Source organism: Caballeronia udeis (genome assembly GCF_044909315.1).
Classification (GTDB): domain Bacteria; phylum Pseudomonadota; class Gammaproteobacteria; order Burkholderiales; family Burkholderiaceae; genus Caballeronia; species Caballeronia udeis_A.
On record NZ_JBIYEB010000005.1, the window covers coordinates 214,038 to 229,786 of the forward strand.

The window sequence follows — 15,749 nt, forward strand, 5'->3', positions numbered from 1 at the left end:
ATGTGCCGGCAACGCATCAAACGGATCAATCCGCAGGAGCCTCATGAATTCGCCTGAAAATATCTCGCTTTTCGGTCACGTGAGCGGACACCGCCCGCCCCGGCCCGTCGCCACACAGACCTGTGGCGAAGCGCTCGTGAAGCTGCTCGGGCACTATGGCGTTGAACTGGTGTTCGGCATCCCCGGTGTCCATACCGTCGAGCTGTACCGTGGACTGGCAACGTCGATGCTGCGCCACGTCACCCCTCGCCACGAGCAGGGCGCTGGCTTCATGGCGGACGGCTATGCGCGGGTCACGGGAAAACCCGGTGTGTGCTTCATCATCACCGGACCGGGCATGACGAATATCGCGACCGCGATGGCGCAGGCTTATGCCGATTCGATCCCCATGCTCGTGATTTCCAGCGTCAACACCACGCGCCAACTGGGCGGAGGAACTGGCCGCCTGCACGAGCTGCCATCGCAGCGAGACGTATTCGCCGGGCTCACCGCGTTCTCCCACACGTTGCTCGACGCTGACGAACTACCGCAAGTCCTGGCCCGCGCGTTCGCGGTGTTCGAGACCGCGCGGCCGCGGCCGGTTCACATCGAGATTCCGCTCGACGTGATCGTCGCGCCGGCACAGGACACGGCATCCGGCGTGGCAGTGCTGCCCTCGAAGCCCGCCGGCGCACCAGCCGCCCTCGACGAGGCGAGCGCCTTGCTCGCCACCGCGCGCCACCCGCTGATCCTGGCCGGCGGCGGCGCTGCCGGGGCCGCCCCCGAATTGCGCGCGCTGGCCGAACGCCTGCAGGCGCCAGTGGCGCTTACGATCAACGCGAAGGGGCTATTGCCGCGCGGCCATGAGTTGTCGATCGGCTCGACCCAGTCGCTCGCCGCGACGCGCGCGCTGGTGCGTGAGGCCGATGTCGTGCTTGCGGTCGGCACCGAACTAGGCGAGACGGACTACGACGTGGTGTTCGATAACGGCTTTGCCATAGACGGCAAGCTGATCAGGATCGATATCGACGCTCAGCAGGTCATGCGTAATTTCCGACCTGATGTGGCGATTGCCGCCGACTCAAAACTCGTGCTTGCCGCGCTGGACCAAAGACTCGCCACACGCCCGTTGCCGCCGCGCGTGGACGACTGGGGCGCGTCGCGCGTGCGTACCGTGCGTGCCGCGATCAATGCCGGTTACGACGCACCGATCCGCTCGCAGGCCGCGCTCTTCGACACCGTATTGAATACCCTACCCGATGCGATCGTCGTGGGTGATTCAACGCGCCCCGTCTACGCCGGTAATTTCGTCTTCGAAGCGTCCTCGCCCAGGTCGTGGTTCAACTCCTCGACCGGCTACGGCACGCTGGGCTACGGTTTGCCGGCTGCGATCGGCGCGCGGCTTGCGTCGGGCAACCGGCCCGTGATCTGCCTGATCGGCGACGGCGGCCTGCAGTTCACGCTGCCTGAACTGGCGAGCGCGGTTGAAGCTGCTGTACCGGTGATCGTGCTGCTCTGGAACAACCGGGGTTATGCCGAAATCAAGAGGTACATGGTTGAGCGCGATATCGAGCCAATCGGGGTCGACATCTACACGCCTGACTTCCTTGCGCTGGCACGCGGTTTCGGCTGCTGCGCCGCATCGGCCCATACGCCTGCGGCGCTTGCCGATGAACTGAAGCAGGCTGCGGGGCGCCACGTACCTACGTTGATCGAAATCGACGAACAGAAGTGGTTCGACCACGTCCCGGGAGCCCCGGCATGAGCGCGCCGAACGACACTCGGTTCCTGACGCAGCTTTATATAGATGGCCGCTGGGTCGACGGCGAACTGGGCCGTACCATTGCCGTGGTTAACCCTGCGACCGGAAGCTGCCTGGCCGACGTGGCCGCGGGCACCCTGCCCGACGTGGAACGGGCGGTAGCGTGCGCGGCTCGCGCGTTTCGTACGTGGCGGCATACGACCGGCGCCGAGCGTGCAGTCTGCCTGCGAGCGATCGCGGCGGAAGTGGACGTGCGGCGCGAGCGTCTCGTGATGCTGCAATCGCTTAATAACGGCAAGCCGCAAGCGGAAGCGCACATGGACGTCGATGATGTCATCGCGACATTCAGCTATTACGCTCAACTGGCCGAACAACTGGATGACATGAGCGGTGCCGAAGTCCGCATCCCCGGCATCGGGCACCGTGCGCGGATTCTCCGCGAACCCGCAGGCGTGGCCGCGCTCATCGTGCCGTGGAATTTCCCGATGGTAACCACGGCATGGAAGTTAGCCCCGGCGCTCGCGGCAGGCTGCACGGTCGTGCTCAAACCCTCCGAGATCACGCCGCTGCCTGAACTCGAACTGGCCTCGGTGATCGCATCGGCCGGCTTGCCGGCGGGCGTTTTCAACGCGGTGACGGGCACCGGTGCGGACGTAGGCGCGCCACTCGTGGCCCATCCAGGGGTCGCGAAAATATCGTTTACCGGCAGCACGAGTGTCGGCCAGACGGTAATAAAGACCGCCACCGACACGCTCAAGGGCGTGAGTCTCGAACTCGGGGGCAAGTCGTCGATCATCGTGTTCGACGATGCGGATCTCGACCTCGCAGTCGACCTCGTCGAAGCGGGGGGTTTCTTCAACAGCGGCCAGATGTGTTCGGCGACGAGCCGCGTGCTGGTGGCGCGTGAACTCTTGCCGACCTTGCTGGCGAGGCTGGTCGAGCGCGCAGAGCGGATCGTCGTCGGCGACCCGTTCGCGCCTGACGTGCGGATGGGGCCGCTTGTGAGCCGTGCCCAACTCGACCGCGTGCGCGGCCATATTGAACAAGGTATTGCGGACGGTGCACGGCTCGTCACGGGTGGCGGCCGGCCAGCCGGCGCACCGGAGCAGGGGTTTTTCATTGCGCCGACCATTTTTACCGACGTGCTGCTGACGAGCGCTTTATGGCGTGACGAGATCTTCGGCCCGGTCCTGTGCGTGCGCGCATTCGACACTGAAGAGCAAGGCGTCGACCTGGCCAATGACAGCGACTACGGGCTGGTGGCGACCGTCGTCACCGCCGATGAAGCTCGCGGCGAACGGGTCGCTCGTGCGCTTGCGGCCGGCGTGGTGTGGGTCAACACGCCGCAACTGATCTATCCGCAGACGTCGTGGGGCGGCTACAAACGCAGCAGTATCGGGCGGGAACTGGGTCCGTTCGGGCTCGCCGCCTTCCAGGAAATCAAGCAGGTGCTGACGCGTCGTCAGGCCAGCTAGCCCGCCTACTCAAAAGGATTTGCGATGAAGCACGATAACCATTCCGGCAACGCTTTCAACCAGCCGCTAGGCGGTAACCAGATGCCGCGCTTCGCGGGACCGGCGACGATGATGCGCCTGCCGAGCGCGACATCGGCCGAGGGGCTCGATGCCTGTTTCGTCGGCGTGCCGCTTGACACCGGCACTTCGAACCGGGCGGGCGCACGCTTCGGTCCGCGCTCGATCCGGGCCGAATCGTGCCTGCTGCGCCCGTACAACATGGCGACCCGCGCGGCGCCGTTCGACAGCATCCAGGTCGCCGACATAGGCGACGTCGCGATCAACACGTTCAATCTGCAGAAGAGCATGGACATCGTCACCGAAGCGTATGACGAAATCCTTGGCGCTGGCTGCGTGCCGCTCACGATGGGCGGCGACCATACGATCGTGCTGCCCATCCTGCGCGCGATGAAGAAGAAATACGGCCCGGTCGGCGTGGTTCATGTCGACGCGCACGCGGACGTGAACGACACCATGTTCGGCGAGAAGATCGCTCACGGCACGCCGTTTCGGCGGGCGATAGAAGAAGGTCTGATCGATGGCAACCGCGTCGCGCAGATCGGCCTTCGCGGCACCGGCTATACGGCGGGGGATTTCGACTGGTCGCGCTCGCACGGCATACGAGTCGTGCAGGCCGAGGAGTGCTGGTACAAATCGGTCGCGCCGGTCATGGACGAGGTGCGCGCGAAACTGGGCGATGGCCCGGTGTACCTGAGCTTCGACATCGACGGTCTGGACCCAAGCTTTGCGCCCGGCACGGGCACGCCGGAAATCGGCGGCCTGACGATCTGGCAAGCGCTTGAAATCATCCGCGGCTGCCGGGGGCTGGATATCGTGGGATGCGACCTGGTCGAGATTTCACCGCCGTACGACCCGTCCGGCAACACCGCGCTGGTCGGCGCGAACCTGCTGTATGAAATGTTATGCGTGCTGCCGAAGGTGAAGTACCGGACGTAGGCTTCTGCGTGTGTTTTTCGCCTGCTTTTTTCGTCTGCTTTTTTCGTCTGCTTTTTTCGTCTGCTTTTTGGCCGCCGGCGCGTGCTCCGTCTTCCGGATTACGCTTCCCTTACCAGACGGCGCCGCCGTTGCGTGACCAGCGGCTTCCCATGCACGTGCGGCATGCCGCCACCTCTAAAAGCCAGCGATAAAGCAACGGAGCCATGCGCTTTCATCATGGCAGACATGACGATATATCGATTGTGATGGCTATTTTGCGCTCCTAACATTTTTCATGCACGGACAAATACGGACAAATACGGACGAATGCAAACGAATTCGACCGTTCACCCGGCGCGTAGGTCGGACATCTCACTTAATCACTCACGGAGTCGGCGATGAAAAAATTCAGCACAGGACGGCGGCAAGCCTTCAAGACGATCGGCGCAGCCCTCGCAGCGTCCGCGCTGCCGGCGCCGTTCCTCAACCTCAGAGCCCAGGAACACAATTTCTCGGGTAAGACACTACGTCTGCTGACCTGGTCAGACGATACCGGCACGGCCGCGCTGCACAATATAGCGGCCACATTCACGGCAAAAACCGGTGCAAAGGTGATTGCAGACCGCGCGGACGGCACCTCCGGCATGGTCGCCAAGGTGAAGGCCGCGGGCGACCGCCCCACCTACGACGTGATCACGCTCGCGGGCGTAGGCGCCTCCGGTCTCGGCGATGCCGGCCTGCTCATCAAGCCCGACCTCGACAAGCTGCCGAACCTCAAGGACGTGGAGGCGCGGTATAGAACCGGCGCGGACGGTTTTGGTGTCGGCTACTTGTTATGGTCCGACGGACTGATCTACAACACGTCGACCATCAAGACGCCGCCTTCGTCGTATGAAGCGCTGTGGGATCCCAAATATGCAGGTCGCCTGTTCTTGCCGCCGCCCGAGTTTGCCGAGGCGGTCGACCTGGCGATCATTGCTGCAAAAATGTCGGGCGGTTCGCAGCAGAACATCGATCCGGGTTTCAAGAAGCTCACGGAACTGAAGGACCGCGTGATGACGCTCGGCGAGAATCCGAATCAGGTCGCCGATCTGTTTCGCACGGGCTCGCTCGATATCGGCGGCATCTATTCGCCCGCGTTCTTTCCCGACCAGATCAGGAAACCCGAATACAAGATGGGCGTGACGTACGGCATGAAGGAAGGCTTCGCCACGCAGCTGATGTTCACGGTGATTCCTAAATCGCACCCCGGCGATCTCGACCTGATTCACGCGTTCATCAACCATTCGCTCGATGCAGGGGTGCAAGGCCGGATGGCCGCTGACGTGCTGAACGGCCCGGTGAATTCGAAGGCCGTCATTCCCGCCGAGAGCCTCAGGTTCGTGCCGAGCCCGAAGCAGATCGCGGAGAAGTCCGTCCTGCACGACGACAAGTCACTCGCCGTGGTACAGGCCGCGTGGATCAAGCGCTACACCGAGATCTTCTCGGCATGACCGCGATGGCTGAGCTCTCTACGCAGCGCGCCGGCCCGGGGGCGCCGGACCAGCCGGTTGCCCCCGGATCCGAAGCCACGCTCGCCCGTGCACGGCCGTGGCTGCTGCTCGCCCCGATCCTCGCGTTTCTCGCGGTGCTCGCGGCGGCGGCCCTCGTGGTCCTGCGCATGAGCTTCGGCACGCAGGGCGACGAGTGGCACGGGTTCACGCTGCAGAACTACGCGAACCTGGCCGATTCGTATTTCCTGAAGGCGCTGTGGCTTACGCTGCGGCTCGCGTTCCAGAGCATGGTGTGCGCGGTGCTGCTGGCGATTCCGGTCGCGCTTGCGATGGCGCACACCGAGTCGCGGCTCGCGCGGCGCTTGCTGCTGGCGGGCGTGCTGTTGCCGCTGCTCGTCAATCTGCTGCTGCAAGGCTATGGCTGGCTCGTGATCCTCGGCCCGGCAGGTTTGCTCAATCACGCGTTGCTCGCAGGCGGTGTGATCCAGCGTCCGATGCAATGGCTTTATCGTGAGCATGGCGTGCTGCTTGGCTTGATCCAGACCGCGTTTCCACTCGCCGTGCTGCCATTGTCCAGTGCAATGCGCGCCGTGTCGCTTTCGTACGAGGAAGCCGCTGCAACGCTCGGTGCAACGCGCTGGCAGACGCTGCGTCACATCATGTTGCCGCTCGCGATGCCCGGGCTTGTTTCAGGCGCGCTGCTCGTGTTCGCTTACAACGCAAGCGCGTTTGCGGTACCGCTGCTGCTCGGCGGCCGGCGCGTGCCCATGCTCGCCGTGCTGGTGCATGACGAGGTCTCGCCGCTGCTGAACTGGCCGGCGGCCTCCGCCTCGGGCGTGGTGCTGATGGTCGCCACGCTCACCGTCATGGCGATCTCGCAGAGCCTCGTGCGCCGCACCCAACGTCTCAAGGAGCCATCCGCATGAGCACCCCCGTCAATTCGCTCCCAACGCGCGCACGGCTCCTGCCCGCGACCATGCCGGGCAAGCTCGGCAGGCCTGCGGCGTTGCTCGCGGGCATTGTCCTGTTCCTTGCCGCGCTGCCGATCCTGACGATGATCCTGATGTCGTTCAGCGCGTCGGACACGCTGGAATTCCCGCCACCCGGCTACAGCCTCCAGTGGTATCGCGCGGCATGGCACAGCTTCGTCTCGCCCGATGCAAGCGACGTGCTTTCCATGGGTACTGCGCTGACGACGAGCCTGATCGTCGCGGTGTCGACGATGATCATCGCGACGCTGGTCTCGGTGCCCGCCGCGTATGCGCTGAGCCGCTACCGCTTTCGAGGCAAGTCGGCCGTCGAACAGCTCGTCGCGCTGCCGCTTGTCTACCCGCTGGTGATGCTCGGGCTGTCGCTGCTGCTGGTCTTCAACGTACTGCCCGTGGAACTCGGCGTGTTCCGGCTCATCATTGCGCACGTGATTCTCGCACTGCCGTTCACGGTGAAGAACTGCGCGGCGTCGGCGGCATCGATCGGCCCGGAGTTCGAGGAAGCCGCTTGCGTGATGGGTGCGAGCCCGCGCCGCGCCATGTTCGATGTGGTGTTGCCGCTGATGCGCCCCGGCATCCTGGCCGGCATGCTGTTCGCGTTCATCATCTCGTTCAACGAGTTCACGGTGACGTTCTTCCTGTACGGCATCAACACGATGACGCTGCCGGTGTGGCTCTACAGCCGCACGGTGTCGTCGCTCGACCCGACCGTGTTTTCGTTTGCCGTCTTTATTGTTGCCATCGACTTTGCGCTGATATGGCTACTTGAAAAACTGATTGGCGACGAAGGTGTCGCGCTCTGAGCACGCAAGAATTCAAGGAAACATCATGACTCATCTGACACTCCAGGCCGTGACCAAGCGCTTCAACACCGCATACGCTGTCGACCACGTCGACCTCAGCGTCCCGGACGGCAAGCTGGTCTGCTTTCTCGGCCCGTCCGGCTGTGGCAAGACAACCTTGCTGCGCATGATCGCGGGGCTCGAGACACCGAGCTCCGGCAGCGTGACTTTCGCGGGCCGCGACATCACCCACTTGCCGGCGAACCAGCGCTACTTCGGCATGGTGTTCCAGTCGCTGGCGCTGTTTCCGCACATGAGCGTGGCCGAAAATATCGCGTACCCGCTGCGGCTTCGGAAAATGGGCAAGGCTGCACAAGGGCGCCGCGTCGCTGAACTGCTCGAACTGATCCAGCTGCCGCACATGGCGAACCGGCCGGTCACCCAACTGTCCGGGGGACAGCGTCAACGCGTGGCGATCGCGCGGGCAATAGCGTCGTCGCCGAAACTGTTGCTGCTCGATGAACCGCTCTCCGCACTCGACGCCAAGCTGCGCGAAGCGATGCAGGTCGAAATCCGCCTGCTGCAGCAGCGCCTTGGCATCACGACGATCATGGTCACGCACGATCAGCGCGAAGCAATGACAATGGCGGACGAGATCGTCGTGATGGAAAAAGGCCGCATTGCGCAGGTTGGCAAGCCACTCGACATCTACCGGAACCCGGTCAGCGAGTTCGTCGCCGACTTCATCGGGCTCGGCAACATCCTTCCGGTCACGCATGACGGACGCGGAGGCGTGCAGCTGCCGGGCGGCCAGCAGATCGTCGTGGCTGATCGCGTATGGGCGCCGGAATCCACGGCGGACATCCGCCTGCTGATCCGTCCCGAAGATGTCTGCGTGAAGCACGTCTCGACCACCAGTGGTCCTAACTGCCTCGCCGGTACGGTCACGTTTATCCGCGACGTCGGCGCCACGCTGGAAGCGACGATCGACTGCGCCGGGTTCACGCTGACAGCAGCCACCACGCAGCGCGAAACGCCCGGCCTCACGCTCGGCATGCCCGTGCTGGCCGAATTGCCCGCGCACGCCTGCAAGCTGATCGCGGCGCGCCCGCTTCATTGAGCCAGGTTCATTGAGCCGGCTTCATTGAGCCAGGTTCATTCAACGCTTTTTCAATTCGATCGCCCTCACCTGACCATGAGCAACCCGCCATGACCTACGTGTTCGATTTCAGCGGCTTTGGCATCTACGCGGGCATGCTCGCGCGGGGCGTCGCCGTCACTCTCTGGCTCACTGCTGTATCGACGGTACTCGGCGGCTTCGTCGGTATCGCAGGCGCGAGCATCGGCGTCGCCGGTCCCCGGTGGGCCCGGACGCTGATCGCGGCGTACGTCGAGCTGATACGCAACACGCCGTTCCTCGTGCAGCTGTTCTTTGTGTTTTTCGGGTTGCCGGGTCTCGGCATCCATATCAACGAAATGCAAGCTGCAATCCTCGCGATGACAGTCAATCTAGGCGCCTATGCGACCGAAATCGTCCGCGCGGGCATCGACTCGATTCCGCGTGGACAGGTGCAGGCAGCGCAGGCGCTGGGCTTGCAGGGACGCCAGGTGTTCCGCCACGTGGTGCTGCCGCAGGCGCTCGCCAATGTGTTTCCAGCGCTCCTGGGCCAGGTGCTGATCGCGATGCTCGGTTCCGCCGTGGTCTCTCAGATCTCCGTGCCCGACCTGACGTCGGCGGCCGCCTTCATCCAGTCGCGTAACTTCCGCTCGTTCGAAAGCTACCTGATCGTCACCGCGACCTATCTGTTCCTGTCGATCGTCTTGCGCCAACTGCTGAACCGGCTGGGACGGGGGCTCTTTGCGGGACGCTCGGCACGCACGCCGGTTGTGCGGTCCAGCTGGCGTAATCGGTGGTCCCGGTGGTTCGGCGGGCGTCGCTCGCAGACGCTGGCAACGGAGCGCCCACAATGACCGAATTCACGCTGTGGGATATCGCGCGCAATCTGCTGCTCGCCGCGCGCTGGACCGTGTTGCTGTCGCTGATCGCTTTCGTCTGCGGCGGTGCCGTCGGGCTCGTGCTGCTCGCAATGCGCGTGTCGCCTTTGCCTTGGCTGCGGCGTGTGGTCTCGCTGTATGTCGAGCTATTCCAGGGCACGCCGCTGGTGATGCAGCTGTTCCTCGCGTTCTTCGGCCTGCCGTTGCTGGGCGTGGAAGTGTCGCCGTGGGTTGCCGCCACTGTGACGCTGACGCTCTATACCAGCGCCTATCTCGCCGACATCTGGCGCGGTTGCGTTGAAGCGGTGCCGCGCGGCCAATGGGCCGCAGGCGCGAGTCTTGGCATGACGTTTGGCCAGCAGTTGCGCTATATCGTGTGGCCGCAGGCGAGAAAGATCGCGGTCGCGCCGACGGTCGGTTTTCTGGTGCAGGTAGTCAAGAGCACCGCATTGACGTCGATCATTGGATTCATCGAACTGACGAAGACCGGCTCGATGATCAGCAATACCGCATTCCGCCCGTTTCCGATCTACGGAATGGTCGCCCTGCTGTATTTCGCCATGTGCTTCCCGCTGACGCTGTATGCGCGGCGGCTGCAGCAGTTGCAACACGCGCAGGCGCGCCGGTGACACAAGCACCGGTGACTCTGTCGCCGGAGACATGACCATGCCGCCTCGACTACGTGGTTTTTTTCCACGAAGCCCAACCAGGAATGGATTTCACGATGATCTCAATCAACAATGTTTCGAAGTGGTACGGGCCTTTCCAGGTGCTGACCGGCTGCACGACAGAAGTCAAGAAAGGCGAAGTGGTCGTGGTGTGCGGTCCGTCGGGTTCGGGCAAGTCCACCCTGATCAAGGCGGTGAACGGCCTTGAGCCGTTCCAGCAAGGTGCGATCACGATCGACGGCCAGTCGGTCGGTGACCGAAAGACCAACCTCTCGAAGCTGCGCTCGAAAGTGGGCATGGTGTTCCAGCACTTCGAACTGTTCCCGCACCTGTCGATCACTGAAAACCTGACGTTGGCGCAGATCAAGGTCCTTGGCCGTTCGAAGGACGAAGCCGCGGTGAAGGCGTTAAAACTGCTGGACCGCGTCGGGCTGAGCGCGCATGCCGACAAGTTTCCGGGTCAACTGTCGGGCGGTCAGCAGCAGCGCGTCGCGATTGCACGTGCGCTGTCGATGGACCCGATCGCGATGCTGTTCGACGAACCGACGTCGGCACTCGACCCCGAGATGATCAACGAAGTGCTCGATGTGATGGTCGAACTCGCGCAGGAAGGCATGACCATGATGTGCGTCACTCACGAAATGGGTTTTGCACGAAAGGTCGCGCACCGCGTGATTTTTATGGACAAGGGCGTAATCGTCGAGGACGACAGGAAGGAAGATTTTTTCGCCAACCCGAAGTCCGATCGCGCGAAGGATTTTCTCGCCAAGATACTACATTGATGTTCCCCGGGACTCGGGAAACATCGCCACGGCGAGACCAGGAATTCGACTTGTCTTTGCAAGCAGCAACTGATTACGGCAACAACGCACGGACGATATACGGAGTACTACATATTTTTATAAATCGCCAAGCGAACACGCCTGAATAACGCAACCCCGCCCGGAATTTTCAGCCATTCGAAAGCACCGCCGTAAGGTGGATCAACATGAAGAGCAACTCGGCTGAAAGCCCGCCGTTCCCAAATATTGGACTTTCCAACACACCTCTTATTTCTTGAGCGGCTTCCGGTCGCCGCAGAAGATCCCCTCGCCCTTGACCCGCTTTTTAAAATAGTCCGACTAGTTAAGGGTATACATTGATTAATTGGTCAAGTGCCTGTTCTAGCATTTCGATACGTCGTCATTCGACCGTGCGTGTGCGTGAGCATGCGCGTTTCACGGAGCGTAGCGACGCCCGGCACCGGCGCTTTCCCGGCCCGCGCCGTCAGGTGCAATGAGGTGTTCAAAAACTACGAAATGGGAGAACGGACATGACGGACATGGCGCAAGATCGGGAAGACCTGAGTGAAGTACAAAGCGTACGTCGCGGTTTGTTGCAAGGCGCTGGCCTCTCTGCGGCGCTGGCGCTGCTAGGCGGCGCGATCACACCGGCGCAAGCCGCGGAAGCCAGTCCGTTTCCAGCCCACAAGCGCTGGAAGATCGTATTCGTCAATCACGTCACGACCAACCCGTTCTTCGTTCCCACGCAATACGGCATTCAGGACGCCGCCGGCTTGCTCGGTTTCGATTACCAATGGACCGGCTCGGCCAATGCCGACGTGGCCGAGATGGTCAATGCCGTCAACGCGGCCATTGCCGCCAAGGCCGACGCCATTGCAGTGCCTATCGTCGACCCCAAGGCGTTCGACACACCGATCCAGAAAGCGCTCGACGCAGGCATTCCGGTATTTGCATACAACGCCGATGCCCCCAGCGGCAGCACCAACCCCCGCCTCGCGTATATAGGCCAGGATCTGTATCTGTCGGGCTATCAGATGGGCGAGCGCATTGTCAGTCTGGTGGACAGCGGCCTGGTCGGACTGTTTATCGCTACGCCCGGCCAACTCAACATCCAGCCGCGCCTTGACGGTGCACTCGATGCAATCAAGAAATCAGGCAAGAAAATCGATGCGCAAACCATTGCGACCGGTGCGACCGTCAACGAGGAACTCTCGAAGATCAAGTCGTTCTACCTGGGGCATCAGGATTTGAAAGGCATGTTCGCCGTCGATGCAGGCAGCACCCAGGGCATCGCCCAGGTCATGAAGGAGTCGAACCTGCCTTCCAAGGGTGTGCACGGCGGCGGCTTCGATTTGTTGCCGCGCACCGTCGAACTGATCCACGACGGTTTCCTCGACTTCACGATCGATCAGCAACCTTACGTGCAAGGTTTTTATACCGTGCTCGAAGCCTTCGTTTTCCTGTCCTCGGGGGGACTGGTCGGGCCGGCCAATATCAACACGGGCCTGAAGTTCGTCACCAAGGGTACGGTCGACCCGTACCTGAACACGGAGACGCGCTATGAAGGCAAGAGCACGAAACCGCAGATTGTGCCGCGTACGGGTGCGATCAAGGGATGACGACTCCCGTGACCGACGCAAGCCCTGGTGGCCGGCGCCCAAGGTTATGGCCGGGCGCGCTGAAGCGATCCAGCGAGATCCGCATCCTTGCGGTCGCGCTGATCCTCGGTGCGTACTTCGAGACGGCCAACCATGACTTCCTGCTGACCAGCGCGAGCCTGGAAAACCTCTCGCAGTTCATCGCGCCGGTCGCCATCATTGCCTGTGGCGAAATCATGCTGATGATCGGCGGGGAGATCGATCTTTCCGCCGGCATGGTCTTCGCGTTCGCGCCGTTCATCATGCACTTCGCCAACGAGGCGGGTGCGCCCGCATGGCTCGCGTTGCTGGCCGGCGTGCTGGCGGCAGGCGTGGTCGGCGTGATCAACGGCGTGGTGACGGTGTACCTGCGCATTCCCTCCTTCGTCACCACGCTCGGCACGCTGTTCTTCGTGAATGGATTTACCCTGACTATTTCGCGAGGCACGCCGGTGTCGCCTCCGGAGGGGGACAATTTTGCGGCGTTCATGGGCGCCTGGGGCTACAGCGAAATCATCTGGACGATCGCGATCGCGGCGGTCATGCACGTGTTGCTTCGCCATACGCGATGGGGCCTGCATACCATCGCGGCGGGCGCAAACCAGCTGGGCGCGAGCGAAGCGGGTATTCACGTCAAGCGCCTGAAAATGGGCAACTTCGTGATTGCCGCGCTGCTTGCCGGTTTCACCGGCATCCTGGAAGGCTTCCGGATAACCTCGATCGATCCTCAGGCAGGCGGCAACCAGATCATGTTCCTGGCGGTCGCGGCCGCCGTGATCGGCGGCACGCCGCTCGCCGGCGGCTCGGGCACGATCATCGGCGGGCTGATTGGCGCAGCGGTCCTCGGCATACTCAACGACGGCTTCACGCTCATCGGCATCAACGCCTTCACGTTCAACATGATTCTCGGCGCGGCAATCCTGGCGGCCATGATCTTCAACATCCACGTCGTCCGTCTCGCACGCAAGGGAGACCTGTGATGGCCGACGCAGCAGCAACCGCATCGGCGGCAACAACAGGTACGCCGGTGTTGCGAGGCGAAGATATTGTCAAACGTTTTGGCGCGGTCACCGCGCTCGACGGCGTGTCGTTGACGCTCAGGCAAGGCGAGATTCTGGGGGTGCTTGGCGACAACGGCGCGGGCAAGTCGACACTGATCAAGATCCTCACCGGGTTCCATCAGCAGACCAGCGGCAAGTTATTTATAGGTGGCGAAGAAACCCTGCTTCGCTCTGTCGATCACGCCCGGTCGCTTGGCATTGAATGTGTGTACCAGGACCTCGCGCTGGCGAATTCGCTCAGCATTTATCACAACATGTTTCTCAATCGGGAGATCGTGCGGCGCGGCCCGTTTCGCCTGTTGAACAACCGCGCGATGCGCAACCGTGCCGAGGAATGCCTGGAAGAGATCGGCGTGCATGTGCCGTCGGTCGATTTGCCTGTCGAGCAGCTTTCAGGTGGACAGCGTCAGGCGATTGCCGTCGCTCGTGCGGTTAATTCGAATGCGAGGATTCTGCTGCTGGACGAACCGCTGGCTGCAATGGGTGCGCGCGAGGCGGGATTGATCATCGACCTGATCCTGCGGCTGAAAGAAAAGCAGGGACTATCCATTGTCATGATCATGCACAACTACGCCCAGACGCTCGATATTGCGGATCGCGTGATGCTGATGCAGCGCGGCCGCGTGACGTATGAGCGGGAAGCCGCGAGCACGTCGGTCGCGGAGTTGATGGATATTGTCAGGCGGGAATACCGGTCCATGCGGACGGCTGCGGGTTAATCACCCGCTCCCCGACGAAGCGGTTATCCCGCAGCTCCCCCCCGGCGCTTTCCCGGTCGACCCTCGCTCGACCAACAACACATCCAGCATCGCCGGTGGTTCGCATTCCCGGCCGGCCATCCTGTCGATCAGATATTGCGCAGCCAGCTCTCCAATCCGACGATCAGGCACCTGCACCGTCGTCAGCGAAGGCCGCGAGTGCGCGGCAATCTCGATGTCATCGAAGCCGCAAATCGAAAGCGTGCCCGGCACGTCTATGCCCATTGCCTCAGCCTCCAGCAACGCGCCTATCGCGAGGATGTCGTTCCCGCAAATGATCGCCGTCGGCGCGGGCGCATGACTCATGATCTGCTGGAAGCTCCGGCGTGCGAACGGTATGCGTCCCACGTTGGAGTTGTTGTCCATCAGCACCACATGCGACGGTCTCAGAGCCAGCCCGCTTTCCGCAAGCGTCGCATGGATGCCGTCCAGACGCGCCGCCACGCGGTTGTTGAGTTTGGTGGACTGGAAGATCACGCCGAAGCGCGTATGCCCCAACTCCAGCAGCCGCCGCGTAATGACCTCAAAGGCCTGCGCATGATCGAATCCCGCGCACGGGTGGTCGCTGTCCGCCTTCTTGCCGAACGTGACAACGTACGGTATCCCCCTGGAGCGCAGCAGGTCGAAAAGCGCGTCGGGATAGTTGTCGCCCAGCAATGCGATGGCGTCGACACCACGCCCCACCATGCCGCGCGCCAGCCGATAACCCTCCTCCGGATCATACGAGGAGCAGGCAACGAAGACAGCCAGTCCCTCTGCGCCCAGACGCCCCTGGAAGGCCTGCAACTGCTGGTGGAATTTCTCGTGCTCGAGCGTCGGGACAATCGCGCCGACGGTGTAGGAACGCCGCGATACCAGCGAACGGGCAGCCGCGTTCGGCACCCAGTCGAGTTCTGCAATCGCCGCGCGAACGCGGGCACGGGTTTTCTCGGTGACCTTCCCGGGGTCGTTCAGGTAACGCGAGACGGTCGCGGTGGACACGCCGGCCACCCGCGCGACGTCGGCCAGCACAGGCTCGTCGCCGGAGCCGGAGAGAGAGCGAGAGGGTTGCTCCGTCATGGACATGGAGTCGGAGTGAGCCCCTGCTGCGTAAATGACCGGGTTCGCGGGCACGGTCTTGACATCGTTCGAATCTGGCATGAAGAAGCTGGAGGCATGTAAGCGGTGTGCTGAAGGTAAGTGTTTGCCCTTAAAGGTGCAATAGCGATTTGACGCTACACGCAGATTTATTCTACGATGTAAGCGCTATGCAAATAGGCACCTACGGAGAAGTTGTTGTGATTCAGCATGTTATCGAGCATCAAAAAAGACGAAACATGATTCCTCTGAATCTGGATACGTACCAAAGACTCAAAATGCATAGCGATTACATATCGGAGATGCAACCCAACGT

Annotated in this window: 14 protein-coding genes; 13 read left to right on the forward strand and 1 reads right to left on the reverse strand. The window is 62.4% G+C overall.

Annotated elements, in window-relative coordinates; genetic code table 11:
* Nucleotides 1-43 precede the first annotated feature (43 nt).
* The 13 genes from ABH944_RS10520 (at nucleotide 44) to ABH944_RS10580 (ending at nucleotide 14,317) form a co-directional block, all read left to right on the forward strand.
* Nucleotides 44-1,744: a 5-guanidino-2-oxopentanoate decarboxylase gene (locus tag ABH944_RS10520; RefSeq protein WP_404606766.1), complete on the forward strand. Its 1,701-nt coding sequence runs from the start codon at nucleotides 44-46 to the stop codon at nucleotides 1,742-1,744.
* Nucleotides 1,741-3,216 (forward strand): aldehyde dehydrogenase family protein, encoded by a 1,476-nt coding sequence (locus ABH944_RS10525; protein WP_404606768.1) that lies wholly within the window; start codon nucleotides 1,741-1,743, stop codon nucleotides 3,214-3,216. The genes ABH944_RS10520 and ABH944_RS10525 overlap by 4 nt, the downstream gene beginning before the upstream one ends.
* Nucleotides 3,217-3,240: 24 nt before the next feature.
* Nucleotides 3,241-4,212 (forward strand): agmatinase, encoded by a 972-nt coding sequence (gene speB, locus ABH944_RS10530; RefSeq protein ID WP_404606770.1) that lies wholly within the window; start codon nucleotides 3,241-3,243, stop codon nucleotides 4,210-4,212.
* Between the two features lie 377 nt (nucleotides 4,213-4,589).
* Nucleotides 4,590-5,684, forward strand: coding sequence for an ABC transporter substrate-binding protein (locus ABH944_RS10535; RefSeq protein ID WP_404606772.1), 1,095 nt, complete (start codon nucleotides 4,590-4,592; stop codon nucleotides 5,682-5,684).
* Complete coding sequence (locus ABH944_RS10540; protein ID WP_404606774.1) at nucleotides 5,681-6,610, forward strand: ABC transporter permease; 930 nt, start codon at nucleotides 5,681-5,683, stop codon at nucleotides 6,608-6,610. Before ABH944_RS10535 ends, ABH944_RS10540 begins: the two co-directional genes overlap by 4 nt.
* On the forward strand, nucleotides 6,607-7,476 hold the full coding sequence (locus ABH944_RS10545; RefSeq protein ID WP_404606776.1) for an ABC transporter permease: 870 nt from the start codon (nucleotides 6,607-6,609) through the stop codon (nucleotides 7,474-7,476). The genes ABH944_RS10540 and ABH944_RS10545 overlap by 4 nt, the downstream gene beginning before the upstream one ends.
* A 25-nt stretch (nucleotides 7,477-7,501) precedes the next feature.
* Entirely contained in the window at nucleotides 7,502-8,575 is a 1,074-nt protein-coding gene (locus ABH944_RS10550) for an ABC transporter ATP-binding protein (protein ID WP_404606777.1), read from the forward strand.
* Between the two features lie 89 nt (nucleotides 8,576-8,664).
* Entirely contained in the window at nucleotides 8,665-9,426 is a 762-nt protein-coding gene (locus tag ABH944_RS10555) for an amino acid ABC transporter permease (protein ID WP_404606779.1), read from the forward strand.
* Entirely contained in the window at nucleotides 9,423-10,079 is a 657-nt protein-coding gene (locus tag ABH944_RS10560) for an amino acid ABC transporter permease (protein WP_404606781.1), read from the forward strand. The genes ABH944_RS10555 and ABH944_RS10560 overlap by 4 nt, the downstream gene beginning before the upstream one ends.
* Before the next feature lie 95 nt (nucleotides 10,080-10,174).
* Entirely contained in the window at nucleotides 10,175-10,900 is a 726-nt protein-coding gene (locus tag ABH944_RS10565) for an amino acid ABC transporter ATP-binding protein (protein ID WP_404606782.1), read from the forward strand.
* A 539-nt stretch (nucleotides 10,901-11,439) separates the two neighbouring features.
* Entirely contained in the window at nucleotides 11,440-12,519 is a 1,080-nt protein-coding gene (locus tag ABH944_RS10570; protein WP_404606958.1) for a sugar ABC transporter substrate-binding protein, read from the forward strand.
* Nucleotides 12,516-13,517, forward strand: coding sequence for an ABC transporter permease (locus ABH944_RS10575; protein WP_404606784.1), 1,002 nt, complete (start codon nucleotides 12,516-12,518; stop codon nucleotides 13,515-13,517). The genes ABH944_RS10570 and ABH944_RS10575 overlap by 4 nt, the downstream gene beginning before the upstream one ends.
* Nucleotides 13,517-14,317, forward strand: coding sequence for an ATP-binding cassette domain-containing protein (locus tag ABH944_RS10580; protein WP_404606786.1), 801 nt, complete (start codon nucleotides 13,517-13,519; stop codon nucleotides 14,315-14,317). Before ABH944_RS10575 ends, ABH944_RS10580 begins: the two co-directional genes overlap by 1 nt.
* Here ABH944_RS10580 and ABH944_RS10585 read toward each other — a convergent pair whose 3' ends face one another.
* Nucleotides 14,318-15,496 carry a LacI family DNA-binding transcriptional regulator gene (locus ABH944_RS10585; RefSeq protein WP_404606787.1) on the reverse strand — a complete coding sequence of 393 codons (1,179 nt, stop codon included), beginning with the start codon at nucleotides 15,494-15,496 and terminating at the stop codon, nucleotides 14,318-14,320. It lies immediately after the preceding gene.
* Between the last annotated feature and the right edge of the window lie 253 nt (nucleotides 15,497-15,749).

Bases quoted from the DNA above. Each gene is read 5' to 3' on its own strand.
- ABH944_RS10520 (WP_404606766.1), top strand. From the start codon at position 44: ATGAATTCGCCTGAAAATATCTCGCTTTTCGGTCACGTGAGCGGACAC.
- ABH944_RS10525 (WP_404606768.1), top strand. From the start codon at position 1,741: ATGAGCGCGCCGAACGACACTCGGTTCCTGACGCAGCTTTATATAGAT.
- speB (WP_404606770.1), top strand. From the start codon at position 3,241: ATGAAGCACGATAACCATTCCGGCAACGCTTTCAACCAGCCGCTAGGC.
- ABH944_RS10535 (WP_404606772.1), top strand. From the start codon at position 4,590: ATGAAAAAATTCAGCACAGGACGGCGGCAAGCCTTCAAGACGATCGGC.
- ABH944_RS10540 (WP_404606774.1), top strand. From the start codon at position 5,681: ATGACCGCGATGGCTGAGCTCTCTACGCAGCGCGCCGGCCCGGGGGCG.
- ABH944_RS10545 (WP_404606776.1), top strand. From the start codon at position 6,607: ATGAGCACCCCCGTCAATTCGCTCCCAACGCGCGCACGGCTCCTGCCC.
- ABH944_RS10550 (WP_404606777.1), top strand. From the start codon at position 7,502: ATGACTCATCTGACACTCCAGGCCGTGACCAAGCGCTTCAACACCGCA.
- ABH944_RS10555 (WP_404606779.1), top strand. From the start codon at position 8,665: ATGACCTACGTGTTCGATTTCAGCGGCTTTGGCATCTACGCGGGCATG.
- ABH944_RS10560 (WP_404606781.1), top strand. From the start codon at position 9,423: ATGACCGAATTCACGCTGTGGGATATCGCGCGCAATCTGCTGCTCGCC.
- ABH944_RS10565 (WP_404606782.1), top strand. From the start codon at position 10,175: ATGATCTCAATCAACAATGTTTCGAAGTGGTACGGGCCTTTCCAGGTG.
- ABH944_RS10570 (WP_404606958.1), top strand. From the start codon at position 11,440: ATGGCGCAAGATCGGGAAGACCTGAGTGAAGTACAAAGCGTACGTCGC.
- ABH944_RS10575 (WP_404606784.1), top strand. From the start codon at position 12,516: ATGACGACTCCCGTGACCGACGCAAGCCCTGGTGGCCGGCGCCCAAGG.
- ABH944_RS10580 (WP_404606786.1), top strand. From the start codon at position 13,517: ATGGCCGACGCAGCAGCAACCGCATCGGCGGCAACAACAGGTACGCCG.
- ABH944_RS10585 (WP_404606787.1), bottom strand. From the start codon at position 15,496: ATGCCAGATTCGAACGATGTCAAGACCGTGCCCGCGAACCCGGTCATT.